This is a genomic window from Streptomyces sp. 4N509B, assembly GCF_052245655.1.
Taxonomy (GTDB): domain Bacteria; phylum Actinomycetota; class Actinomycetes; order Streptomycetales; family Streptomycetaceae; genus Streptomyces.
Map to the genome: position 1 here is coordinate 40,756 of NZ_JBQQBZ010000038.1, position 22,975 is coordinate 63,730.

Genomic DNA, 22,975 nt, shown 5'->3' on the forward strand with positions numbered 1-22,975 from the left:
AGCCAGTGAAGTCACTTCAGCGGTTTATCGACTTCCCGATATGGATACACCCAAACGCCAAGTCCGCTCACGAGTTCTCCCCGCGCCGCTGGCCAGGACGGACGCCGCGGCGGCACGGTCGCCCGCCGGACGCCACCCCGAACGACCGCGGCCCTGTCACCCAGGAGGGCTGGTCGCGCCGAACTGGCGTACGAAGTGGGCATTATGACACGAAACGGGGACGAAGACGGCAACGGAGACGGCGAGACGGGGACGGACGCGGACACGAACACGGGGGCGAAGCGGAACCCAGGGAGGGACGCCGAGGGGTCCGGAGGCCGCACCGGCCTCCGGACCCCTCGGAAGGGCGCCACCGCGCGGCGGATGCCGCACGCTGGCGCCCCGCGTCGCTAGGCGCCGCTGCCGCCGCCCCCGGTCTCCTGGGAGGTCTCCTCACGGCGAGCCGGGTCCAACTGGCCGAGCTCGTCCAGGGCCTCCTCCAGCCGCTGCTGGGCGTCGGCGTACGCCTCCCAGTCACCGTTGGCGTACGCCTCCTGGGCGTCCGCGTAGGCGTCCTGGGCCTCCTGGATGGTCTCCTCCAGCGTCGCCTCCTCGCCCTCGTCAGGCGGTGGCTCCTCGCCGGTGGGTGGTGGCTCCTCGCCCTCGTCGCCCTCCTCGATGCCGAAGACGACGTTGAGCGCCTCGTCGAGGGTGTCCTCGAAGGCGACCTCCTGCCCGTAGGCCACCAGCACCTTCTGCATCAGCGGATAGTTCTGTCCCGCTCCCCTGATGTAGACCGGCTCGACGTACAGCAGCCCACCCTCCAGCGGCACGGTCAGCAGGTTGCCGTACTCCACCGTGGAGTCACCGCGCTGCCAGATGTTGACCTGCTCGGCCACCTCCGGGTTCGCGTTGAACGCGTTCTGCACCTGGGGTGGGCCCCACACCGTGGTGTTCGTGGGCAGGGTCAGAATTCTGATGGTGCCGTAGTCGGGACTTCGGGCGTCGGCCTCGACGGCCATGTAACTGGCGAGCGTGTCCCGGCCGAACGGCGTGAAGGTCGTCGTCAGCGAGAAGACCTGCGAGTCCTGGTCGGGCATCTTCATGCTGAGGTAGTACGGCGGGACGGAGGTGCCGTCGTCCTGGGTCGGGTCGTCCGGCACCTGCCAGCGCTCCGAGCCGCTGTAGAACTGGACGGCGTCCGTCACGTGGTACCGCTGGAGCAGGTCACGCTGGACCTTGAAGAGGTCCTGCGGGTACCGCAGGTGGTCCATCAGCTCGTCGCTGATCTCGCCACGGTCCTCCACCGTGTCGGGGAAGGCCTTCATCCAGGTCCGCAGGACCGGGTCCTGCTCGTCCCACTCGTAGAGCACCACATCGCCGGTGTAGGCGTTGACGGTGGCCTTCACGGAGTTCCGGATGTAGTTGACCTGGTTCTCCTGGGCGAGCACCTCGCCCTGCGTCTCCGTCAGCGACGTCTCCGTCGCCTCCCCCAGCGTGGTGCGGGAGGAGTACGGATATCCGTTGGTCGTGGTGTACGCGTCGACGATCCACAGGATGTCGTCCCCGACCACCGCCGGATACGGGTCGCCGTCGATCGTCAGCCACGGGGCGACCGCCTCCACCCGCTCCTTCGGCGTGCGGTTGTACAGGATCTGCGATCCCTCACCGATCGCCCCGGAGTACAGGATCTGCGGCTCGCCCATGGCCAGGGCGTACGCGGCGCGCTTGAAGTAGTTGTCCAGCTCGACGCCCGCGTCACCCTCGTACTGGTACTCGACCTCGCCCTCCTCGCCGGCGTAGTCGATCTCCCGCTGCGGGCCGCCGACGATGGAGTACTGGGTGGTGTACTCACCGAAGTAGATCCGCGGCTGGTACCCGCCCTCGCTGAGCTCGCTGATCTCGCCCTCCGGCGGCAGGTCCCGCTCGGTGAAGAGCGGCTGGCCGTCGTCCCGCACCTCGGTGCCGGCGGCGGCCACCATGCCGTACCCGTGGGTGTACCGGAAGTGCTCGTTGATCCAGTTGCTCTCGGGGACGGCGTTGACGTTCATCTCGCGGAGGCCGACCACGGTGTCCTGGTCGCCGTTGCCCGTCGGATACCGGTCGACGTCCAGCGTCGCGGGGAACTGGTAGTACCCACGGACCTGCTGGATCTGCTGGAACGCCGGCGACACGACGTCCGGGTCCAGCAGGCGGATGCTCGCCGTCGTCGGCACCGCGTCCCGCAGGGTCTGCGCCTCCGCGTTGGACGTCCCGCGGTAGTCCGAGATCTGCGCGTCGGCGATGTCGTAGGCGTCCTTCGTGGCCGCCATGTGCTTCTCGATGTACGGCTCTTCCTTGACCTGCTCGTTCGGCCGCACCTCGAACTGCTGCACCAGCGCCGGGTAGACCCCGCCGATGAGGACCGCGGAGAGCACCATCAGGCCGAGACCGATCACCGGCAGCTGCCAGCCGCGCCGCCACAGGGTCGCGAAGAACAGCACCGCGCAGATCGCGGCGATGATCGTCAGGATCGTCTTCGCCGGGAGGTACGCGTTGGCGTCCACGTACCGCAGGCCCGTCCAGCCCGCGTCGCGGAAGTCGCCGCTCTTCAGCGCCAAGCCGTACCGGTCGAACCAGTACGCCACGGACTTCAGCGCCACGAAGAGGCCGAGCAGCACCGACAGGTGGCCGGTGGCCGCGGGGGTGATACGGCTGCCGGGCGTCGTCACCCGCAGGCCACCGTAGAGGTAGTGCGTCAACGCGGCGGCCAGGGTCGACAGCACCACGAGAGCGAAGCCGAACCCGAGCAGGAAGCGGTAGAACGGGTAGTCGAACGCGAAGAACGACACGTCCATGCCGAACTGCGGGTCCTCCTGACCGAACGACGTGCCGTTGACCCACTGCAGCCAGGTGCGCCACTCACTCGACGCCGAGCCACCCGCGATCAGGCCGATCATCAGCGAGACGCCGATGAGGATCCACCGCTTGTACGGCGCGATCGACATCCGGTACCGGTCGAGGTTCTGCTGCTCCATCGACATGGCGCTCAGCGGCGGGCGGAGCCGGTGGGCCAGCCAGATGTTGAAGCCCACCGCCGCCGTCATGAGGACGCCGAAGATGACGAACATCAGGATCCGGGTGGTCAACTCCGTCCGGTACACGCTCGTGTAGCCCACGGAGTCGTACCACAGCCAGTCGGTCCAGAACCCGGCGAACATCGCGAACAGGATCATGAGACCGACCAGGATGGCGGCCGTGATCAGCAACGTCTTCGCGCCCCTGGAGGGCCGTCCGACGCTGAAGCGCCCGCCGCCGGGGCCTCGGGGACCACGCGGGCCGCGGGGACCGTTCCGACCGTTGGAGCGACCCGAGCCCCGGTCCGGCATCTGGAAAGCCAAGGTGGCACCTCAATGATTCGCCAGGCGTATTCGCACGTTGATCAGCTGGGAAGCCAGGCCGGCCACAGGTGTGGCCCTGGCGGCCCACTTGAGTAACTTACTCAAGCTTTACTCGGTTCCCGTTTCCGGGGTGTGAGACGGCACGATAGGACCCATGGACACAACCCCGTTGGCTGCCAACCCACTGACCCGCGCCGTACTCGAGATCGACGACTACCTCTCGGGGCTCGGCTGGGACCGACCCGCCCTGCTCTTCGCCCTCGTCGACACGGAGCGGCTGCGCGAGGAGGAGCCCGACCTGGCCGCTCGGCTGGGCGTCGCCGACGCCGACGGAGCCGACGGAGCCGGCGGCGCCACGGCCGACGGACAGGGACGCTCCCTCACCCCGGTGGAGCAGGACGAACTGCCCGCCGGTGTGCCGCTGGACGAGTTCCTCGCCACCATCGCCTGGCCCGACGCCGTCGACGGCTGCGCCATGGCCGTGGAACGGCTGATGCTGCCGCCGTCCGCCGAGAACGCCATGCCGCGCGACCTCGACCCCGCCGCCCTGGAGCGCTGGGTGGCGGACCACCCGGAGCGGCAGGAGGTGCGCCTGACCGTCGGCGTCCTCAGGGACGGGCGCCGCGAGTCGGCCGTCCGACTCAGGGAGAAGGACTCGGTCACCGAGGTGCTCACCGGCCCCGACCTGGTGCCGGGCCTCGCCCAGGCCCTCGCCGCCACCTTCGAGGACTGAGCCCGGAGCGTGGCGGAGCGGACCGCGACGGAGCGGGCCGTGGCGAAGGCGGCCATGGCGGAGCGGACCGTGACGGAGCGGAGGACCGGGTGGCACGACGGCTGCGGGAGGCACGGCGCTACGACGCGGCGCAGCGGGTGAGGTCCTCGGCGTTCCCTTCGCGTATGTCCTCCAGGGCGGCCAGCGCGTCGTCCAGCGAGCCGACCCGGACCAGCGTCAGCCCGTCCGGTGGGTTCTCGGCGGCGGCCGCGCAGTTGTCCTCAGGGGTGAGGAAGAACTCCGCCCCGGCGTCCCGGGCCGCGATCGTCTTCATCGACACGCCGCCGATCGGCCCGACCGTGCCGTCCTCGGTGATCGTGCCCGTGCCGGCCACGAAGGCGCCGCCCGTCAGGTCCTCGGGGGTGAGCCGGTCCACCAGACCGAGGGCGAACATCAGCCCCGCGCTCGGGCCCCCGACGTCGGCCAGCTCGATGTCGATCTCGAAGGGCAGGACGTGCGCGACCCCGGCCCCGATGCCCACCAGCGCCCGGCCGTCCTCCGGGGCGGCGATGGTGGGGACCGTGACCTCGCGGACGGCGTCGGGGCCGGTCGGCAGATCCTCACCCGCCTCCCGCGCGGCCGTGGCCCGCTCGGCGGGCACCACGGTGAACACGACGTCCTCACCCGGCTCGTGGGCGGTCACCCGGTCGACGACGTCCTCCGGGCTGGAGACCTCCCGGCCGTCCACGGCGACGATCGCGTCACCCGCGTGCAGCCGGCCGTGCGCCGGGGCGTCCTCGACGACGGACGACACGATCGTCTGCGTCGGTATCTCGTAGCCCAGCTCCTCCAGGGCGGCCACCTTCGCGCTCTCCTGGGACGCGCTGAACTCCTCCGCGTTCTGCTGCTCCACCTCGTCGGCGCTGACGTCCTCCGGATAGATCGTCTCGTGCGGGACGACCGCCGCGTCGTCCGCCAGCCAGCCGTAGACCGCCTCCAGGAGGTTCATCTGGTAGTTCACGCCGGTGACGCGGACCGTCGTCATGTTGAGGTGGCCGGCGGTGTCGTACGTCCTCTCACCGTCGACGGAGAGCACGGGCTTGCCGTCGTGCCGTCCCAGGGTGTTCACCGTGGGGCCCGGGGACAGCTCCGCGTACGGGACCGTCGTGAGGATCCCGGCGCACAGTGCCCCGATGAGCAGGAAGGTTGACGTCAGCAGCGTCGCGGTGCGGCGTGGCATGTCTTGACACTACGTGACGGCACTGTCAGCCGTCTGCCGGGGCCCGCTCCATGGCGGCACGGAACGCCTCGTACCCCTCGACGCCCGCCGAGTCGCGCACACCGCGCGCGCCGTTACTCCGCCGCGTGGCCCACGTACTCCACACGGCGGCGACCACCGCTCCGGCGACGGGAATCAGCAGCCAGACAAGAGCCGACATGACGACCTCCCACCTCAGCGACGTACTACCAACGCTCCGCTGTCAGAACGTGTTACGCAACCGGACCCGTGCCCGGTTTGCAGGCACATTTACCCACTCGTTATCAGCGCCGACGACCCCCACCCGACGCCCGACCACCACCCCTCAACGACGGCGCTACGCGCCGACCCTCCCACCCGTCACCCGACCACCACCCCTCAATGACGGCGCTACGCGCCGACCCATTCTTCTGAGCCGTCCGCGAAGGTCTGGTGTTTCCAGATGGGGACGTCCTTCTTGAGGTCGTCGATGAGGCGGCGGGCGGCCGTGAACGCCTCGCCGCGGTGGGCGCAGGCGACCGCCACGACCACCGCCAGGTCCCCGACCGCCAGCTCACCGACGCGGTGCACCGCCGCCAGGGCCCGCACCGGGAAGTCCGCGGCGACCCGCTCGGCGACACGCCGCAGCTCCGCGTCCGCCGTGGGGTGCGCGGAGTACGTCAGCGTGCTGACCGCCGAGCCCGCCGCGTGCCCGTCGTGGTCCCGCACGGTGCCGACGAAGAGGGCGGTCCCGCCCGCCGCGTCGTCGCCCACCGCCGCGAAGACCTCGTCCACCGACAGCGGCGTGTCGCGGATCGCGAGCAGGCGGATGGCGCCGGCCGCCTCCGCGGCCTCGGTAGCAGTCATGCGCCCATCGTCCCCCACCGCGCCCCCGGCGTGTCGGGCCGCCCCCGCGCGTGTCAGCGCCTGCGGGCCCGACGGGCGCGGCGCACGAGGGCGGCGGTGCCGACCAGGGCCACCGTGGCGCCGGCCGCGCCGAGGGTGGTCGCCGCGTCCTTGCGTCCCAGGCGCCGCCCGGCCACCGTGTGCCGTCCCGAGACCTCCGCGAGGAGCTCGCCCAGCACCTCCTCGTTGCTCCACCGCGGTCGCCATCCCGCCTCGTGGAGGCGGCTGCCGCTGACGACCCACGGGTGCATCGTGTACGCGAGGTCGCCGGCCGGGGACGGGGTGAGGCCGAGCCGGTGCAGCCGGGCCGCGGCCCCCATGGCGAGGGCCGAGGGCAGCTCCATGCGGCGGATGCCGCTCAGCTCCTCCACCTCCTCCTGTTCCAGCCAGCCGTCGCAGCCGACCGCCAGCTCCCCCTCGACCTTCTCCAGAGCGGCGAACTCCAGCGCGCTGACCAGGTCCTCGACGTGGCAGAACTGCCAGCGCGGGCGGGAACCCGCGACCACCAGCAGGCGCGGTGACTCGAAGTACCGCGTCAGTGCGGTGTCCATGCCGCCCACCAGGACCGCGGGGCGAAGGACCGTGACGTTCAGGCCCGGATGGGCGCGGGGGGCGCGCTCGGCGAGTCGTTCGATCTCCATGAGGTCGCCGACGCACGAGGCGTCCTCCGTGGCACGCAGCTCGGCGTCCTCGGCCAGCGGCACGTCGTTGTCCGGCAGGGCGCCGTAGACCATGGCCGAGGTGCACAGCACGACCCGTCTGACGCCGGCCGCGGCTGCCGCCGTCAGCACGGTCTGCGTGCCGCGGACGTTGAGCGCGGTGCGGGCCGCGGGGTCGGACGCGAGGTCCAGGTCGAGCGCGAGGTGGACGACGACGTCCACCGGTCCTGACGGCTCCCGTTCCCGGGACGTGTCGCGGGCGGCGTCGCGCGCGGGGTCCTGGGCCCGGCTGGCGCCCGAGGTGCGCAGCAGCTCGGCGATGGCCGGATCGCGGACGTCGAGGGTGTGCCAGTCGGCCTCCCTGACGTCACCGATCCTCTCGTCGAGCGCCAGCACGCGCTTGACGCCCTCGGCCTGCGCGAGCCGCGCGGTCAGCAGAGCGCCGACCCCGCCCGCCGCCCCGGTCACCGCGATGGTCAACGGGGTCGCAGGACCGTTTCGCGGAGCGCGAACGGCCGGGTCCGGGGAACTCACAAGTCGTCTCCAGCGGTTGGTTCAGGTAACGGGTGCGCAGGCCCATCCTGCCTGAGAGCTGTCTAGGCTGGAGGCAGAGACCAGCCATTCACGCGTTCGCAGACACCGACACACCCCCCGACACACCCCAGATCCAGACCCAGATCCAGACCCAGAGCAGGGCAGGCGGAGCAGACACCCGACGGGCGTCCCTCTCCCGGACCTCCGCGTGACGGCGGACGGACGGCGACCGGACGCCGAGGACGGCGCCGACAGCCCGACGACGCAGAGCCGAGGATTCCCGTGAGTGACAAGCCATTCGGATTCGGTCTCCCGGAGGAGCCGGAGGACGGCGAATCCGACGAGCGGTCCGGAAAGAAGAAGGACAGCGGCGGACAGGGCCCGGCCGACAACCCCCTGGCCGCGATGTTCGGCCCGCTGGGCATGGGCATGGGCGGCGCGATGAACCCGCAGGACCTGGGGGCCGCCTTCCAGCAGCTCGGCCAGCTCCTGTCCTACGAGGGCGGCCCGGTGAACTGGGATCTCGCCAAGAACGTGGCCCGCCAGACCGTCCTGCAGGGCCCGCCCGACGGGTCGCGCGACCGGAGCGTGCGGTCGGACGAGCGTTCCGCCGTGGAGGAGGCCATCCGTCTGGCCGACGTCTGGCTCGACGGCGTCACCTCGCTGCCGTCGGGCACCGGCTCCGCCGTGGCGTGGAGCCGCGCCGAGTGGGTCGAGGCGACGCTGCCGGTGTGGCGGGAGCTGGTGGACCCGGTCGCCGAGCGTGTCGGCGCGGCGATGGGGAACGTGCTGCCCGAGGAGATGCGGCACATGGCCGGCCCGCTGCTGGGGATGATGCGGCAGATGGGCGGGGCCATGTTCGGCACCCAGATCGGGCAGGCCGTGGGTGTCCTCGCGGGCGAGGTGGTCGGCTCCAGCGACGTCGGGCTGCCGCTGGGCCCCGTGGGCCGGTCCGCGCTGCTGCCGCAGAACGTGACGGCCTTCGGCGAGGGCCTCGGCGTGCCGCAGGAGGAGGTGCGGCTGTATCTGGCGCTGCGGGAGGCCGCTCACCAGCGGCTGTTCGCGCACGTCCCGTGGCTGCGCTCGCACCTCTTCGGCGCGGTGGACGGGTACGCCCGCGGCATCCAGGTGGACACCGCGAAGCTGGAGGACCTCGTCGGACAGCTCGACCCGAGTCACCCCGAGGAGCTGCAGGAGAAGCTGCGGCAGGGGATGTTCCAGCCGGAGGACACGCCGCAGCAGAAGGCGGCGCTGGCCCGGCTGGAGACGGCGCTGGCTCTCGTGGAGGGCTGGGTGGACGCCGTGGTGTACGCGGCCGCGCGGGACCGGCTGCCCTCGGCGTCGGCCCTCCGCGAGACGCTGCGGCGGCGGCGGGCGTCTGGCGGGCCGGCCGAGCAGACGTTCGCCACGCTGATCGGGCTGGAGCTGCGGCCCAGGCGGCTGCGGGACGCGGCCCGCCTGTGGGCGTCCCTCAGCGACGCCCGGGGCACGCAGGGGCGGGACGCGCTGTGGTCACACCCCGACATGCTGCCCACGGCGGAGGACCTGGATGACCCGGACGGCTTCGTCCATCGGGAGCAGCCGGACTTCACGGAGCTGGACCGGATGCTCGGCGAGGGTGGCATCCAGGGTCCCGAGGACGACGCCGACGGCGCGGGTCCCGGCGCGGGCCCCGACGCGGCTTCCGGGCCGGACGACGGTGGCACGGAGCGCGGACCGGACAGCGGGCCAGGGAGTGGGCCGGAGAGTGGGACGAACGGTCGGGACGAGCGGTGAGCCTGCACGCTGACGCGGCGCGGGTGCTCGCTGGCTGGCGTCCGACGGAGGCGGCGCAGGACACCCTGCGCCAGGCGTACGTCACGCATCTGGCCGCCCACCCCGACGGGGTGTGGCGTAGCTGTCCGGCGGCGCACATCACGGCGAGCGCCCTGGTGGTCGACCCGGCCGGGGAGCGGGTGCTGCTCACCCTGCACCGGAAGCTGCGCATGTGGCTCCAGACCGGTGGACACTGCGAGCACACGGACACGACGCTCGCCGGTGCGGCCCTGCGCGAGGCGACGGAGGAGTCGGGCGTGACGGGGCTGCGGCTGCTCGGCACCGGGCCGGTCTCCCTCGACCGGCACGACACGCCCTGTGCCACGCACCTCGACGTGCAGTACGCGGTCATCGCCCCGAGTGACGCGTCCGCCGCGGTCAGCGAGGAGTCACTGGACGTGCGCTGGTTCGGATACGACGAGGTGGCGGCCGTGGCCGACCCGTCGGTCGTCCGTCTCGTGGACCGCACGCTGGCCCTGCTCTAGGAGCTCCTGGGCTCTGGAGCTTCCGGAACGCACGTTCCGTTCCGGAGGAGGCGCGCCGCTCAAGGGGCGCTTCCTCCGGAACGACGACCGGTCGCCCCGGGGCCGGAGGCCCGGAGCCCGGACATGCCCGCGCGTGCCTCCCCGGCCACGCGTCGGCCCGGGGAGGCACGCGGTCCGCTCGGTGGTCAGCGTCCTCAGCGTCCCCAGGCGCCGCCCTGGCCGAGGCCGGGACCCTGACCCTGGCGGAACCGCACCTGCTCTCCGAAGGAGGTGTGCTGCGGCGGCAGCAGCTCGCTGGGCTGCACGAGCACGAAGCCGTCGCCCATGAAGCTCATCTCCCAGCCCTCGCCGGTCTGCCCCCGGCGACGCCAGATCGAGGTGCTGCTGGTCTGGGCCTGCATCTGCACCCGCAGCCCGGTGGACCAGGCCACGACGGCGTCGGCGTCGGCGCTGCAGTACTGCTGCGGGGTGACGCGCAGCGCCAGCGGGGAGCCGGAGGTGGTGATCGCGACCTTCCCCTGGCCGCTGATCACCAGGTTGTACGCGCCGGCGGCGGGGATGCCGTACTGGCTCTCGACGGCGACGACGTCCCAGTGGAGGCCGGAGTCGAGCGCGAGCACGTACGAGCTGTCGACCGTCAGGCCCTCGTGCCCGACGTCGAGGATGTGCACGTGCTGCGCGAGGTTGGCGAAGTAGACCGTGCCCTGGCCGAAGCAGCGCATGAGGGGCAGGGACTCGCCGGTGCTGCGCTGCCTGTTCCGCTGGCCCCGCGACTGGTACTCGCCGTCGAACTCGACCATGCCCTCGAAGGCGACCATGCTGCCGGTCCGCGCGACGACGTCGCCGACGGCGAGGTTGGCCCGCAACAGCTGGGGGTTCTGGAGGGTGAGGTGCTCCGGCTGACCGGGCTGGCCGGGCTGGCCCGGCATGCCGACCGACGGGTTCACCGCGTAGTTGAAGATCGTGCCCTGCATGGTGTGTCCCCCTCAGTTCTGCTGCGCGAGCCGGTCGGTGCTGTCCTCGCTGGGCTGCACGATGACGAATCCCTGGCCGGAGAAGGCGAGCTGGTACGCCTCTCCGCTGCCGCGGCCGACGAGCGAGGAGGCCTTGAAGCTGCGCTTGCCCTTCATCTGGAGGCCGGTCGACCAGGCGACGAGCGCGTCGGGGTCGACCAGGGTCTCCCCCGCCTGGGCGCAGTCGACCACGATCGGTGTGCCGCGCGAGGTGATCGCGGCCCATCCGTTGCCGGAGATGCCGATGTTGAACAGGCCCTGGCCGGCGAACTTGGCGACGCCCTTGACGCGTTGCACACCCCAGCTGAGCTGGGCGTCGAAGGCCAGCACGTTGGTCGCGTTGACCGAGATGTTCTCGTTCTGGAGAGGGACGCAGACGACGTTGGCTCCGTAGTCGGCGAGGTACAGCACGCCGTCGCCGGAGCACTTCATCAGCGGGACGTTCTCGCCGGTGATTCCGCCCGCCGCCGCCTGGCGGATGTTCCTCGGGTTCGCCTCGTACTGGATGTAGCCCTCGTAGGCGATCATGGAGCCGGAGCGGGCGAAGACGTCGTTGCCCGTCTGCATGGCGATCTTGGCGATGTGCGGGCCGTGGGTCTCCATCCGCGCCGCAGGGGGGTTCGTGGCGTAGCCCGCCATCATGGGCTGGTTCATCACGGGCTCCCGTCAGATCTCGTACGGCTGGACGATGGCGAAGTTCCCCGGGGCGCCGCGGAACTGTAGCTGTGTGGTCTCGCCGCTGTGGCCCGGGAAGGCGTGACGGCGCAGCCGTACCTGGTTGGTGACCAGGACCTGGACGGCGGACGACCAGGCGACCACCGCGTTGGCGTCGGCGAAGGTCATCGGCGTGACCGGCAGCACCACCGGCTCGCCGCGGGTGCTGATCACGACCGAGCCGTGGCCGCTGAGCTGGAGGGCGAAGAGCGAACCGCCCGGAATCCCGTGGCCGTCGATGCGGCGGACGTCCGACTCCAGGGACTCGTCGAAGGCGAGGACGTGTTGGCTGGCGATGCAGAGCGCGTCGCCCTGGAGCTCGACGACGTGCAGGTGGGCCTGCTCCTCGGCGAGGTACACCTGGCCGCTGCCGGTGCACCGCATGAGGGAGCCGAAGCCCTCGCCGGTCATGTTGGCGGCGAAACGGCGCTTCAGGCCGCCGCCCTTGAAGGAGAACTCCACGTCGCCGTGGTACATCACCATGCTGCCCTGGCGTGCCAGGAACGGCTGGCGGTCGAGGCTGAGGTCGGCGCGGACGAGCTGGGGGTTGGGCGTACTCCAACGCCGCTGCTCGGCCGCGACGCGGAAGAGGTTCAGCGCGGCGTGCAGGCTGGCGGGGGGCTGGCCCTGTGGCTGCGGCTGGCCCGGGATCGGCGGCGGGCCGGCCTGGCCCGGCTGCGGATACGGCTGGCCACCCGGAGGCTGCGGCTGACCGGGCTGGGGCGGCTGGCCGTAGGGGTCGGGCGCGCCGTACGGGGCCGGGGCGCCGGGCGCGGGCATCCCGGGGGCCGGCATGCCGGGGGCGGGGGCGCCGGGGCCGAAGCCACCGGGCGGCGCGGCCTGTGGTCCCGGCTGGGCCGGGAACGGCTGTGGGGGTGCGCCGGGCGCGGGAGCGCCCGGTCCGAAGCCCGGCTGGGCGGGCGCGCCGGGTGGGGCCATCGGCACCGTCGGATCGGGAGCCGGAGCGGGGGGCGGCGCGGCGGGACCCGCCGCGGGCACGGGCTGCGGAGCGGCGGGCGCGGGGGGCGCGGGGGCCGGCGCGGGCTGGGGAGCGGCGGGCGCGGGTGGCGGCGCGGCCGCCGGGCTGGACGCCGGTGCGCCTCCCGCCGGCGGCGCGAAGCTCGGAGCCGGCTGCGGCGCGGCGCCACCCGGCGGGGCGAAACCCGGGGTGGCGGCCTGCGGCGCGGCCCCGCCCGGCGGGGCGAAGCCCGGGGCTCCGCCCGGCGCGGCCTGCGGCTGCTGCTCTTCCTCCTCCAGGACCTCGCCACCGAAGTTCTTCAGCAGCGCCGCCAGGCCTCCGTCGAAGCCCTGCCCCACCGCGGCGAACCGCCAGCCGTCCTTGCGGTAGATGTCGCCGAGCATCACGGCGCGCTCGCTGCTGAACTCCGAGCCGTCGAAGGAGTACCGCGCGACCTCCTCGCCACCGGCGACGATGCGCAGATACCCGGGGCCGACCTGGGACATGGTGCCGGCACCGTCGATCGTGGCGGTGAAGGACAGCTTGTCGACGGTGGCGGGCACACGGTCGAGGGTCACACGGAAGGACTCGGTGTCACCGGCCTGCGCGCCGAGGAGCTGGAGCGACTCCTCGGGGGACTTGGTCTGGTTGTAGAAGATGAAGTAACGGTCGTCCGACAGCCGTTCGGAGGCGTCCAGCCCGAAGCAGGCGATGTCAAAGGTCAGTCCTGGCCCCGTGATCTGCACGCCCACGTACAGGTCGGTGCCCAGTGTCAGGTCGCTGAGCCTGGCCTTCTGGCCACGCTGGAATTGCCGTGCCATACGTAACGACCGTCCCCCATCCCGCTAAGACAGATTTCCGCGCCACACTAGTCCCTCCCACTGACGACGACGCTGCTCGGGTCGGTTCCCCGTCGGCCCTTCTCGGCCCCTCGCCGCCGGCGCCCGAGGGCTTCGGGCACGGTTCGCGGGCCGCCGGTCACGGTCCGCGGCGACGGTCCCCGCCGGGGGCGGCCCACGCCGCCCGGGTCACTGCGCGGGATCGGCGGCTCGCGGCGCGCCGGACCACGGCACGTAGGGCAGCCGCTCGGCCGCGGCGACGCCCTCGAGGAAGCCACGGGCCCGCTCGGTGCGTGGGTACCGCTCCAGCAGCTCCCAGAAGGGCGGCCCGTGGCCGGGGACCAGCAGGTGGGCGAGCTCGTGCAGCAGGACGTAGTCGATGACGTACTCGGGCATGCCCTGGAGGCGGTGGGAGAGCCGGATGGTGCCGAGGGCCGGCGTGCACGAGCCCCAGCGGGCGTTCTGGTTGGTGACCCAGCGCACGCTGTCGGGGAGCGCGCGCCCCTGGAGGTACCGGTCGGACAGCTGGCCGGCCCGCTGCTTCAGCTCGTCGTCGTCGAGCATCCGGCGGTCTTCCTGGGCGGCGAGCTTGTCGAGCATCACGGAGACCCAGCGCCGCTCCTCGTCGGCGGACATGCGGGCCGGGATCAGCACGATGGTGCGGTCGCCCTCGCGGTACGCGGAGACGGTGCGACGGCGGCGGGCGCTGCGTCGTACCTCGACCGGGCCCTGCCGCCCGACACCGGGAGTGACACTCTCGCCGTTCAGCGCCGACGGGCCCGCCGGGAGACCTTGCTGCGGCGGGCCGGCGCTGCTCAGCGGATCGGCGGGCACACCTCGACGTTACCCGGTGACGGCCGGAAATGTCCCTCGTCGAGCCCTCCGCACCGGACAGTGCACCCGCGCACGCCCCGTTAAGTCTGATTATTGGACCTTCCCTGTGGATAACTTCCGTCGCTCTCTCCCCCGGCTCCGCATGATGAGGCCAGGGCGGTCCACCGGACCCCAACGAGCCGACGGGAGACCACTGATGCATCCCATGATCAAGCCCTCACTGCGGCGCGGCTGGCGTGACCGCCAGACGGTGAGGTACGGGGTGACGCCCTCACACTCGGTCCTGTTCGGACCACTGGACAGCGCCACTGAGAGCTTCCTCACCCTCCTGGACGGCACCCGGGGGATGCCGGTGCTGCGAGAGGCCGCGGCGACGCTCGGGCTCGGCAGTCAGGCCGCCGACCGGCTGACCGGGCAGCTGGCGCGGGCGGGCGTGCTGGACGACTCCACGGCCGACCGGGACGCCGCCTCCGAGGTGACCGACGCGCAGCGGCCCGATCTGGCGTCGCTCTCACTGTTGCGTCCCGAGCCGGGTGGCGGGTTACGGGCGCTGGCGGCGCGCCGGCGCGCTCGGGTGCTGGTGCGGGGAGCGGGCCGGGTCGGGGCCGCGGTCGCGGTCACCCTGGCGGCCGCGGGCGTCGGCTCGGTGGAGGTCGTGGACGGAGACCGGGTGGAACCCGAGGACACCGCTCCGGGAGGGGTCCGCCCCGAGCAGGTGGGTGAGCGTCGCGACCGGGCCGTGCGGCGTGCCGTCTCGGCCGTCATGCCGTGGCGCCGCGGGGCGGGCTCGGAGCGGCGGCGGGACGAGGGACCTCACCTGGTGGTCTTCGCACCACGCGACGGCATCGCGGCCTATGCCCCCGACCCGATGCCCGCCGAGCCGACGCTCGCGCGGGGCACCGCGCACCTGTACGCCGGCGTCGTGGAGGCGAGTGGCTTCGTCGGACCGTTGGTCCTGCCGGGGGTGACGGCCTGCGGCGGCTGCCTGCTCCGCGGTCGGGCACGGACGGAGCCGGGGTGGCCCCTGCTGGTGAGCCAGTGGCGCAACGCACGGCGGCCGGGGGTGCCCGCCTGCGACACGGCGCTGGCGGCGACCGTCGCGGGACTGACAGCCTGTGTCGCGCTCGGATATCTCGACGGCACCTCGCCACCGGCGCCGAGCACCCGGACCGAGGTGGTGCTTCCCGAGTTGTCGGTGACCAGCCATACGATCGACCCACACCCGGACTGCCCGTGCGAGGCGGCCAGGGCGGCTCGACCGGAGACGGAGGCCATGACCCGGACGCGATAAACGGGTAGGACACCGGTGGACACGCGGTGCACAGTGCTAGGACCTGTCGTCCGGACCCTCGCGGGCCCGCGCCGCCTGGCATCCCGGCTGACGACGCGGGCTGGTCCACGAGGATCCGGACGACAGACCCCAGGGGGCTCGCGATCCGTTGACCTCGGGCGGCCTCGGAGGACACATGGGACTTGGAGGGGACAACAATGTCTGACCTGCCCCGCAAGGCGGTCACCAGGACCGCGAAGCTCGCCACGCTGCCGCTGAGCTTCGCCGGGCGAGCCACCTGGAGCCTCGGCAAGCGGATCGGAGGGCGGTCCGCCGAGCTCGTGGGCAACGAGCTCCAGCAGCGAACGGCCCAGCAGCTCTTCAGCGTGCTCGGCGAGCTCAAGGGCGGCGCGATGAAGTTGGGCCAGGCCCTGTCGGTCTTCGAGTCGGCGCTTCCGGAGACGGTGGCCTCCCCGTACCGGGCCGCCCTGACCAAGCTCCAGGAGGCGGCGCCGCCGATGCCGACCTCCTCGGTTCACGCGGCGCTGGCGGAACGGCTGGGAGCTGACTGGCGGGAGCTGTTCGAGGAGTTCGACGAGCGTCCCGCGGCGGCCGCCTCGATCGGCCAGGTTCACCGGGCGGTGTGGCACGACGGCCGCGACGTCGCCGTCAAGATCCAGTATCCGGGCGCGGGAGAGGCCCTCCTGTCGGACCTCACCCAGCTGGGACGGTTCTCCCGCCTGCTGGGCCCGCTGGTGCCGGGCCTCGACCTCAAGCCGCTCATAGCGGAGCTGCGGGAGCGGGTCGCCGAGGAGCTTGACTACGGCCTGGAGGCGGAGGCGCAGCAGATCTGTGCGGCGGCGTTCCGGGACGACCCGGGCGTGGTGGTGCCCGAGGTCGTCTGCCACCGCGACCAGGTGCTCGTCACGGAGTGGCTGGAGGGGATACCGCTCTCCCGGGTCATCAGCGACGGCTCGCGGGAGGAGCGCGACCGGGCGGGCCAGCTGTTGGCGCACTTCCTCTTCACGGGCACCGCCAGGACCGGCCTCCTCCACGCCGACGCCCACCCCGGCAACTTCCGTCTGGTGCCCTCGGAGGAGGGAGAGCCGGTGTCGTCGTGGCGGCTCGGCGTCCTGGACTTCGGGGCCGTCAACCGGCTGCCGGGCGGCCTGCCCCCGGCGATCGGCCGGGCCCTGCGGCTGACGCTCGACGGAGACGCCGAAGAGGTCTACGAGCAGCTGTGCGCCGAGGGGTTCGTGAAGCCGTCGATCGAGCTGGACCCGGCGGCCGTGCTCGACTATCTGCTGCCGATCATCGAGCCCGCTCGGGAGGAGGCGTTCAGCTTCAGCCGGGAGTGGCTGCGCCACCAGGCGGGTCGCATAGCCGACCCCAGGTCCGCGGCGCACCAGCTGGGACGCCAGCTGAACCTCCCGCCGTCGTACCTGCTGATCCACCGCGTCACGCTCAGCACCATCGGGGTGCTGTGCCAGCTGGGCGCCACGGTGCGGCTGCGGGAGGAGCTGGCCGCCGGACTGCCCGGCTTCGACCTCGACGACGAGGCGGAGGCGGCGAACGAGCTGCACGACACCGACGAGGCGCTCGGGGAGGACGTCACCGACGGTGAGGCCGGGGGCGAGGGCGAGACCGGGGACGACGATGCCGAGGGAGACGCCGAGGGAGCGGTCGAGATCGACGCGGGCGGCGGTACGGGTGAGGGCCTGGAGGGCGAACGGGGCGGCGAACAGGAACGCACCCCGGCCTGAGACCGGGGTGCGTTCGTGGCTTGGGTGTCGGGCCTGTTCGGCGATGTCGTCCCAGCCGACGGCTACGGGATGAGGGCCTGGGCCACCGCGCGCCGGGCACGCTGCGAGGCGCGCTCGGCCCGCTGCTGGAGCCGCCGGGAGCGGCGTTCCAGCCGGTCCGCGAGGATCAGCCGGTGGGCCCTGCGTTGGCTCTCGGCCTCCCGCCTCAGGTCCTCCATATGGGACCTGGCCATGGCTTCGTTGATGAGATGCAAGGTGCGGTTCCTGTTCTGCTTGCGGCGCGGCAGGGCCGCGTCCGGCTCGGAGCCGGTGACCGCGTCGGTCTGCCGGTCGAGAAGTGTGTCGAGAAGAGTCATGTGGGTGTGGAGGTCAGGGCCGTACGGCGCCGGCCGCTCGATGGTGCCGGGGGCGTTCATGCCGTGACCGGGTTCTTGCGCGGGCGGCCGCGGGGCCGCTTCCGGGGCACGACGACGCCCTGGACGAACAGCTCGCCGCCCCAGACGCCCCAGGGCTCGCGGCGGTCCTTGGCGCCGGCCAGGCAGGCCTCCCGCAGCGGGCAGGCACGGCACAGCGACTTGGCGTACTCCACGTCCTCGGGGGACTCGGCGAAGAACACCTCGGGGTCGCCGGTGCGGCAGGGCACGTTCTGGTCGAGCCGCTCGATCGCCTCGTCGAGCGCGTTCAGGGTGAACAGGGGGGTCACAGAGGTCTCCGGATCGGGTGGTGAGTTCAGGTCGGGGCGGGCGTACGGCGCGAGTGGCATGTCGTGTCCTCGTGCGTTCGGTTGTGGTGGCCCCGGCTGGTGCCGGGTCGGGCGAGGCAAACAGAAGGGCCGCGGATCCCGGTGTGGGTTCCGCGGCCCTGGAAGGTGCCGACCTGATCTCGCCGATCAGGCTGGATCGCTCCAGGGATCGAGCCCGCGGAGGGCCCACATGTGACGCTGCGTCTTCTTCTGTCCAAAGGTCTGGGTCTCGGAGCCGGCGTCATTGGCCGCGACGGCAGCTGCCGCGTCAACCGCGCGCGGAGTTGCTGCCACTACCACCGGTGCCGGGACAAGTCGCTCGTGACGGACCACACGCGTCGCGTGGACGGCCGGACGTGCGACCAGGGCACCGGGCAGACCAGTGCCATACCGCTGGACACCGCCGGGCGCGCAGGAGAAGGCGGCCTCGATGCCGGGCAGTGTGATGATGCTGGCCATCTTGGTTCGCCTCCTTCGTGGCGTCGTGGCGGGACGGAGCTGATTCCGTCCCGACGGGGTCACATCAGTACAACACGGAGCCGCTGAGAGAGGAAGCCTCTCCGGCGCCGTGGGCAGCACGCTATGCGGACTTCTCCGGCGCGCGCAAACCATTTTTCGCGTGAGTTTCAGAGGTTCTCCGAGGAGTCCTCGGCGGGGGCGTCGTCGGCGGCGTCCTCGCTGGTGGGCGGCTCCTCGCCCGCGCACAGGGCCAGCACCTCGGCGCCGAACTGGCGCAGCTTGTGGGGGCCCACCCCTGAGATCCGCGCGAGCTCGTCCTCCGCGCCGGGCACGTCCTCCGCGATCGCCATCAGGGTGACGTCGGTGAAGACCGCGTACGCGGGACGGGAGAGCTCCCTGGCACGCTCCAGGCGCCACTCGCGCAGCCGCTCGTAGAGCTCCTCGTCCATGCTGGACGGGCACTCGGCGCAGCGCCGCAGCTTGACCTCGACCGCCTCCGTGAGCGTCTTCCCACAGACCCGGCACTTCACCGGCCCGCGGGCCCTGCGGGAGCGCCCGCCGCCCCGCTCCACGCCGCCTGCCGCGCCGCTTCTGGCGCCCGCGGCGGAGCCGGGCCGCAGCCCGTCCAGGAAGCGGCTCGGACGCCGCCCGGCCCGGCCACCCGGCGAGCGGGCCAGCGCCCAGGAGAGGGTCAGGTGCCGCCTGGCCCGGGTGACGCCCACGTACAGCAGGCGCCGCTCCTCCTCGATCTGCTCGGGCGTCTTGGCGTGGGTGATGGGCAGCGTGCCGTCGGTGAGCCCCACGAGAAACACCGCGTCCCACTCCAGCCCCTTGGCGGCGTGCAGCGAGGCCAGCGTGACGCCCTCCACCGTCGGGGCGTGCTGGGCGGCCGCGCGCTCCGTCAGCTCGGTGACGAAGTCGGCCAGCGTGGCCTCCGGCCTGGCGCCCTGGAAGTCCTCCGCCAGCCGCACCAGGGACCGCAGCGACTCCCACCGCTCCCGCACCGCGCCGGAGCCCGGGGGCGGCTGCGGGGTCCACCCGGTGGTGGCGAGCACGGCGCCCACCTGGCCGGCCAGGTCCTCGGCGCCGTCGAGCGCGCCGTCGTTCCCCCCCGCGCGGGAGGCGCCGCGCAGCGCGAGCGCGGCCTGCCGGATCTCGGGCCGCTCGAAGAACCGCTCGGCCCCGCGCAGCTGGTACGGCACACCGGCGTCGGCGAGGGCCTGCTCGTAGATCTCCGACTGCGCGTTGACCCGGAAGAGGACGGCGATCTCGCTGGCCGGCACCCCGGGGCCGCCCTCGGCGGCCGGCACGAGCAGCTCCCTGATCCGCTGCGCGGCGGCCTCGGCCTCGGCGGGCTCGTCGGGGTGCTCACTGAAGACCGGGTCGGGCCCGGGCGGGCGCTGCGAGACCAGCTCCAGACGGTTCTCCGCGGTCCTGCCCCGACCCTGCGCCAGCAGCCCGTTGGCCAGGTGCACCACCTGGGGTGTGGAGCGGTAGTCCCTGACCAGCTTCACGACCGTGGCGTCGGGGTGCTCGGCGCGGAAGTTCAGCAGGTGGTCGGGGGTGGCGCCGGCGAAGGAGTAGATCGTCTGGCTGGCGTCGCCCACGACGCACAGGCTGTCGCGCTCGCCCAGCCACAGCCGCAGCAGCCGCTGCTGCAACGGGCTGACGTCCTGGTACTCGTCGACGACGAAGTGGTGGTACTGGCGGCGGACGGTCTCGGCGATGTCCGCCCGGTCCGTGAGGATTCCGACGGTCAGCAGCAGCACGTCCTCGAAGTCGATCACCCCGCGGTCCTGCTTGAGCCGCTCGTACGTCGCGTAGATCCTGGCGGTCTCCGCCGGGTCACGCGGCGCCTCACGCCCCGCCTTCCCCAGCGCCGCCGCGTACTCCTCGGGGGTGATCTGGGTCACCTTGGCCCACTCGATCTCACCCGTGACGTCCCGCAGCTCCGCGCGCTCCAGCCGCCCCCGCAGGCACCGGGCGGCGGCCTCGGCCACCAGGGCGAACTTCCGCTCCACGAGCCGGGGCGGCTCTCCCCCCACCGCCCGTGGCCAGAAGAACTGGAGCTGCCGCAGGGCGGCGGCGTGGAAGGTCCGCGTCTGCACACCCCCCGCGCCCAGCAGCCGCAGCCGCCCCCGCATCTCCCCCGCCGCCCGCTGGGTGAAGGTGACGGCGAGCACGGTGGCCGGCCGGTACACCCCCGCCCGCACGCCGTACGCGATGCGGTGGGTGATCGCCCGGGTCTTCCCCGTCCCGGCGCCCGCCAGCACGCACACCGGTCCGTGCAGGGAGGTGGCGACGGCACGCTGCTCGGGGTCGAGCCCTTCCAGCACGGCGTCGGCCGAGGAGTCCGCGGCGACGGTGGTGGACGCCGGGACGGGCGCGGAGGCGGAGGAGGACGGTGTGGGTGGGACTGGTGCTGTCACGCCCGCCATGCTGCCAGGTGGCTCGGACAGACAGGTTCCGTTCTCCACAGCCGGTCGGAATTATTCATACCGGGCGGTGCGTTTGGCTGGTGACCCCAAGGCGAGTGCGAGGAATGCGAGGACTGATGGGCACCGTGACGATGTACAGCACGACGTGGTGTGGCTACTGCCGCCGGCTCAAGAGCCAGCTGGACCGCGAGGGCATCGCCTACACGGAGATCGACATCGAGCTGAACCCGGAGGCCGCCACCCTCGTGGAGAAGGCGAACGGCGGGAACCAGACGGTGCCCACCGTGGTCGTCGCGCCGAACGGCGGCGGGCCCGAGGTCACCATGACCAACCCCTCGCTCGCCGACGTCAAGCAGGCCCTGGCCGCGTAGGGCTCTCCCACACCGGGCCGGCCGCGGCCGGCCCGCGGCGGCCGGATGTGACACGCGCTACGCCAGCGGCTTGCCGTACCACATCTCGATGAGCCGGGCGGCGATGGAGACCTGGTAGGGCGGAAGCACCTCGCCCGACTCCAGGGCCGCCCGGAACGCGTCGCGCGAGAACCAACGCGCCTCGTCGATCTCCTCACCGTCCACCCGCAGCTCGCTGTCCGCGGTCCGCGTCAGGAAGGCGAGCATCAGGCTGGACGGGAACGGCCAGGGCTGGCTCGCGACGTACTCCGACTCCACGACCGTGAGGCCGACCTCCTCGGCGACCTCCCGCGCCACGGCCTGCTCCACCGACTCCCCGGGCTCGACGAACCCGGCGAGCGTGGAGAAACGCCCCTTCGGCCAGTGCAACTGGCGGGCGAGGAGGGCCCGGTCCTCCTCGTCCGTCACGAGCATGATCACGGCCGGGTCGGTGCGGGGGTAGTGCTCGGCACCGCACGCCGGGCAGCGCCGGACGTGCCCGGCGGCGGCGATGACCGTCCGCTCCCCGCAGCGCGAGCAGAAGCGGTGCATGCGCTGCCAGTTCTCCAGCGCGACGGCGTGCACCATCAGCTCGTTGTCCCGCTCCGACAGGAGCCCCGCGGCCTCGCGCAGCCCCGCCGGCCTGGCCAGGTCGTCCATCCGGCCCGGCAACGCGTCCTTCTGGAGCGCGAAGTACCGCACCCCGTCGGCGTCGGAGCCCAGGTAGTACCGGTGGGCCTCGGTGAGGGGGGCGTCGAAGGACGGCATCATCACCAGCTCGGTGCGCCCGTCGTCGGTCTCCTCCACCAGCGCCTGCCCCCCGGAGACGACGAAGACCCTGGTCGTCGGGTGGCTCCAGGCCGCCGCCAGCCACGGCTCGTCGAGGCGGTGACCGGCGTCACGGTCGATGCCGCCGGTGCCGGTGAGCGGTACGGGAGGCCGGACCGCGCTGTCCTGAGCCGAGGGGGTACGCATGGACAAAAGCCTAACCGGGGTCGTTCGGGTCCCAGGTGTCCTCCCCCAGCAGCAGCCGCTCCAGCATGGCCCGTCCCGGCAGGATGGGCGGCCGCACCAGCTCGCCGCTGCGGACGTACAGGAACGCCGCCGAGACGTCCCGCAGCGGGAGGCCGTGGCGCTCGGCCCAGGCGAGACGGTAGATCGCCAGCTGGAGCGGGTCGGCGTCCTGGCGACGCGTCGTCTTCCAGTCGACGATCTCGTACGTGTCGCTGGCGGGCCCCGCCGGGCCCGGCCGGCGGTACACGGCGTCGATGCGACCGCGGATGATGCGGCCGGCGAGCTGGATCTGGAACGGCGCCTCGATCCGGTACGGCGTCCGGTGCGCGAACGGCGTGCGGGCGAACGCCTCCTTCAGCACGGCGAGCTCCCGCTCGTCGCGGATCTCGGCGCTCTCCTCGACGTCCTCGTCGTCGATGCCGCCGGGAAGCTCGTCGGGGCCGAGCATCGGCAGCGCCAGCGTCTCGAAGCGGGACTCGACCCAGGCGTGGAAACGGGTGCCGCGGCGGGCGGCGGGCCGCGGCGGGCGCGGCATGGGGCGGGCCAGTTCGCGGGCGAACCCCTCGGGGTCGGCGGCGAGCCGCTGCACCTGGGTGGCGGAGAGGGTGGGGGGCAACGGGACCTCGCGGACGGCCTCGCGGGAGCGGCGCAGCTCGCCGGCGAGCGCGTCGAGGTCCCGGTCCCAGGAGGCGACGAGCCGCTGCTCCTCGGGCGTCATGTCGTCTCCCCGCCCGTCCTCGCGCGCGACGCCGTCCCTGGGCGGGTCCCTGGGCGGCACGCCGTCCCCGGGCGGCTCCCCGGCCGACGCGACGCCGGGCGCCCCGCCCCGCGCGCC

Annotated in this window: 21 protein-coding genes; 6 read left to right on the forward strand and 15 right to left on the reverse strand. The window is 72.7% G+C overall.

Features of this window, described 5'->3' with window-relative positions; all coding sequences use genetic code 11:
* Positions 1–389 precede the first annotated feature (389 nt).
* Positions 390–3,347, reverse strand: a complete 2,958-nt coding sequence (locus ACTWP5_RS26685; protein ID WP_443223705.1) for a UPF0182 family membrane protein — start codon at positions 3,345–3,347, stop codon at positions 390–392.
* Between the two features lie 166 nt (positions 3,348–3,513).
* Here ACTWP5_RS26685 and ACTWP5_RS26690 point away from each other — a divergent pair, with 166 nt between their 5' ends.
* Positions 3,514–4,092 (forward strand): PPA1309 family protein, encoded by a 579-nt coding sequence (locus ACTWP5_RS26690; protein WP_443223685.1) that lies wholly within the window; start codon positions 3,514–3,516, stop codon positions 4,090–4,092.
* Between the two features lie 118 nt (positions 4,093–4,210).
* Here ACTWP5_RS26690 and ACTWP5_RS26695 read toward each other — a convergent pair whose 3' ends face one another.
* The 4 genes from ACTWP5_RS26695 to ACTWP5_RS26710 all read right to left on the reverse strand — a co-directional run bounded on the left by ACTWP5_RS26695 (position 4,211) and on the right by ACTWP5_RS26710 (position 7,407).
* Complete coding sequence (locus tag ACTWP5_RS26695; protein ID WP_443223686.1) at positions 4,211–5,311, reverse strand: YlbL family protein; 1,101 nt, start codon at positions 5,309–5,311, stop codon at positions 4,211–4,213.
* A 25-nt stretch (positions 5,312–5,336) separates the two neighbouring features.
* Entirely contained in the window at positions 5,337–5,510 is a 174-nt protein-coding gene (locus ACTWP5_RS26700) for a hypothetical protein (RefSeq protein ID WP_443223687.1), read from the reverse strand.
* 209 nt (positions 5,511–5,719) lie between these two features.
* Positions 5,720–6,175, reverse strand: a complete 456-nt coding sequence (locus ACTWP5_RS26705) for a molybdenum cofactor biosynthesis protein MoaE (protein WP_443223688.1) — start codon at positions 6,173–6,175, stop codon at positions 5,720–5,722.
* 53 nt (positions 6,176–6,228) lie between these two features.
* Positions 6,229–7,407: an NAD-dependent epimerase/dehydratase family protein gene (locus ACTWP5_RS26710; protein ID WP_443223689.1), complete on the reverse strand. Its 1,179-nt coding sequence runs from the start codon at positions 7,405–7,407 to the stop codon at positions 6,229–6,231.
* Between the two features lie 282 nt (positions 7,408–7,689).
* Here ACTWP5_RS26710 and ACTWP5_RS26715 point away from each other — a divergent pair, with 282 nt between their 5' ends.
* Positions 7,690–9,183, forward strand: a complete 1,494-nt coding sequence (locus tag ACTWP5_RS26715; RefSeq protein ID WP_443223690.1) for a zinc-dependent metalloprotease — start codon at positions 7,690–7,692, stop codon at positions 9,181–9,183.
* On the forward strand, positions 9,180–9,707 hold the full coding sequence (locus ACTWP5_RS26720; RefSeq protein WP_443223691.1) for an NUDIX hydrolase: 528 nt from the start codon (positions 9,180–9,182) through the stop codon (positions 9,705–9,707). The genes ACTWP5_RS26715 and ACTWP5_RS26720 overlap by 4 nt, the downstream gene beginning before the upstream one ends.
* Positions 9,708–9,901: 194 nt before the next feature.
* Here the strand turns inward: ACTWP5_RS26720 and ACTWP5_RS26725 are convergent, their stop codons facing one another.
* From ACTWP5_RS26725 to ACTWP5_RS26740, 4 genes are all read right to left on the reverse strand, one after another.
* Positions 9,902–10,681, reverse strand: a complete 780-nt coding sequence (locus tag ACTWP5_RS26725; RefSeq protein ID WP_443223692.1) for an AIM24 family protein — start codon at positions 10,679–10,681, stop codon at positions 9,902–9,904.
* A gap of 12 nt (positions 10,682–10,693) precedes the next feature.
* Positions 10,694–11,374, reverse strand: a complete 681-nt coding sequence (locus tag ACTWP5_RS26730; protein WP_443223693.1) for an AIM24 family protein — start codon at positions 11,372–11,374, stop codon at positions 10,694–10,696.
* A 12-nt stretch (positions 11,375–11,386) separates the two neighbouring features.
* The gene (locus tag ACTWP5_RS26735; protein ID WP_443223694.1) at positions 11,387–13,213 is read right to left on the reverse strand and encodes a TerD family protein; all 1,827 of its coding nucleotides are present in this window, start codon (positions 13,211–13,213) and stop codon (positions 11,387–11,389) included.
* 207 nt (positions 13,214–13,420) lie between these two features.
* Complete coding sequence (locus ACTWP5_RS26740) at positions 13,421–13,999, reverse strand: M48 metallopeptidase family protein (protein WP_443223706.1); 579 nt, start codon at positions 13,997–13,999, stop codon at positions 13,421–13,423.
* Positions 14,000–14,261: 262 nt separating this feature from the next.
* On the opposite strand from ACTWP5_RS26740, the gene ACTWP5_RS26745 reads away from it, so the two are divergent.
* Together ACTWP5_RS26745 and ACTWP5_RS26750 are read left to right on the forward strand one after the other, a co-directional pair.
* Entirely contained in the window at positions 14,262–15,356 is a 1,095-nt protein-coding gene (locus tag ACTWP5_RS26745) for a ThiF family adenylyltransferase (RefSeq protein WP_443223695.1), read from the forward strand.
* Between the two features lie 197 nt (positions 15,357–15,553).
* The gene (locus ACTWP5_RS26750) at positions 15,554–17,098 is read left to right on the forward strand and encodes an ABC1 kinase family protein (protein WP_443223696.1); all 1,545 of its coding nucleotides are present in this window, start codon (positions 15,554–15,556) and stop codon (positions 17,096–17,098) included.
* Positions 17,099–17,160: 62 nt separating this feature from the next.
* On the opposite strand, the gene ACTWP5_RS26755 is transcribed toward ACTWP5_RS26750, so the two are convergent.
* From ACTWP5_RS26755 to ACTWP5_RS26770, 4 genes are all read right to left on the reverse strand, one after another.
* Positions 17,161–17,514: a hypothetical protein gene (locus ACTWP5_RS26755; protein ID WP_443223697.1), complete on the reverse strand. Its 354-nt coding sequence runs from the start codon at positions 17,512–17,514 to the stop codon at positions 17,161–17,163.
* The gene (locus ACTWP5_RS26760) at positions 17,511–17,861 is read right to left on the reverse strand and encodes a WhiB family transcriptional regulator (protein ID WP_443223698.1); all 351 of its coding nucleotides are present in this window, start codon (positions 17,859–17,861) and stop codon (positions 17,511–17,513) included. Before ACTWP5_RS26760 ends, ACTWP5_RS26755 begins: the two co-directional genes overlap by 4 nt.
* 126 nt (positions 17,862–17,987) lie before the next feature.
* Positions 17,988–18,299 (reverse strand): hypothetical protein, encoded by a 312-nt coding sequence (locus ACTWP5_RS26765; RefSeq protein WP_443223699.1) that lies wholly within the window; start codon positions 18,297–18,299, stop codon positions 17,988–17,990.
* Between the two features lie 167 nt (positions 18,300–18,466).
* Positions 18,467–20,737, reverse strand: a complete 2,271-nt coding sequence (locus ACTWP5_RS26770; protein ID WP_443223700.1) for an ATP-dependent DNA helicase UvrD2 — start codon at positions 20,735–20,737, stop codon at positions 18,467–18,469.
* Positions 20,738–20,850: 113 nt separating this feature from the next.
* Here ACTWP5_RS26770 and ACTWP5_RS26775 point away from each other — a divergent pair, with 113 nt between their 5' ends.
* Positions 20,851–21,108 carry a glutaredoxin family protein gene (locus ACTWP5_RS26775; protein ID WP_443223707.1) on the forward strand — a complete coding sequence of 86 codons (258 nt, stop codon included), beginning with the start codon at positions 20,851–20,853 and terminating at the stop codon, positions 21,106–21,108.
* Positions 21,109–21,165: 57 nt separating this feature from the next.
* Here ACTWP5_RS26775 and nudC read toward each other — a convergent pair whose 3' ends face one another.
* Together nudC and ACTWP5_RS26785 are read right to left on the reverse strand one after the other, a co-directional pair.
* On the reverse strand, positions 21,166–22,101 hold the full coding sequence (gene nudC / locus ACTWP5_RS26780) for an NAD(+) diphosphatase (RefSeq protein ID WP_443223701.1): 936 nt from the start codon (positions 22,099–22,101) through the stop codon (positions 21,166–21,168).
* 10 nt (positions 22,102–22,111) lie between these two features.
* Positions 22,112–22,975 (reverse strand): PD-(D/E)XK nuclease family protein (locus ACTWP5_RS26785; protein ID WP_443223702.1); only part of this gene is annotated, 864 nt, incomplete at its 5' end.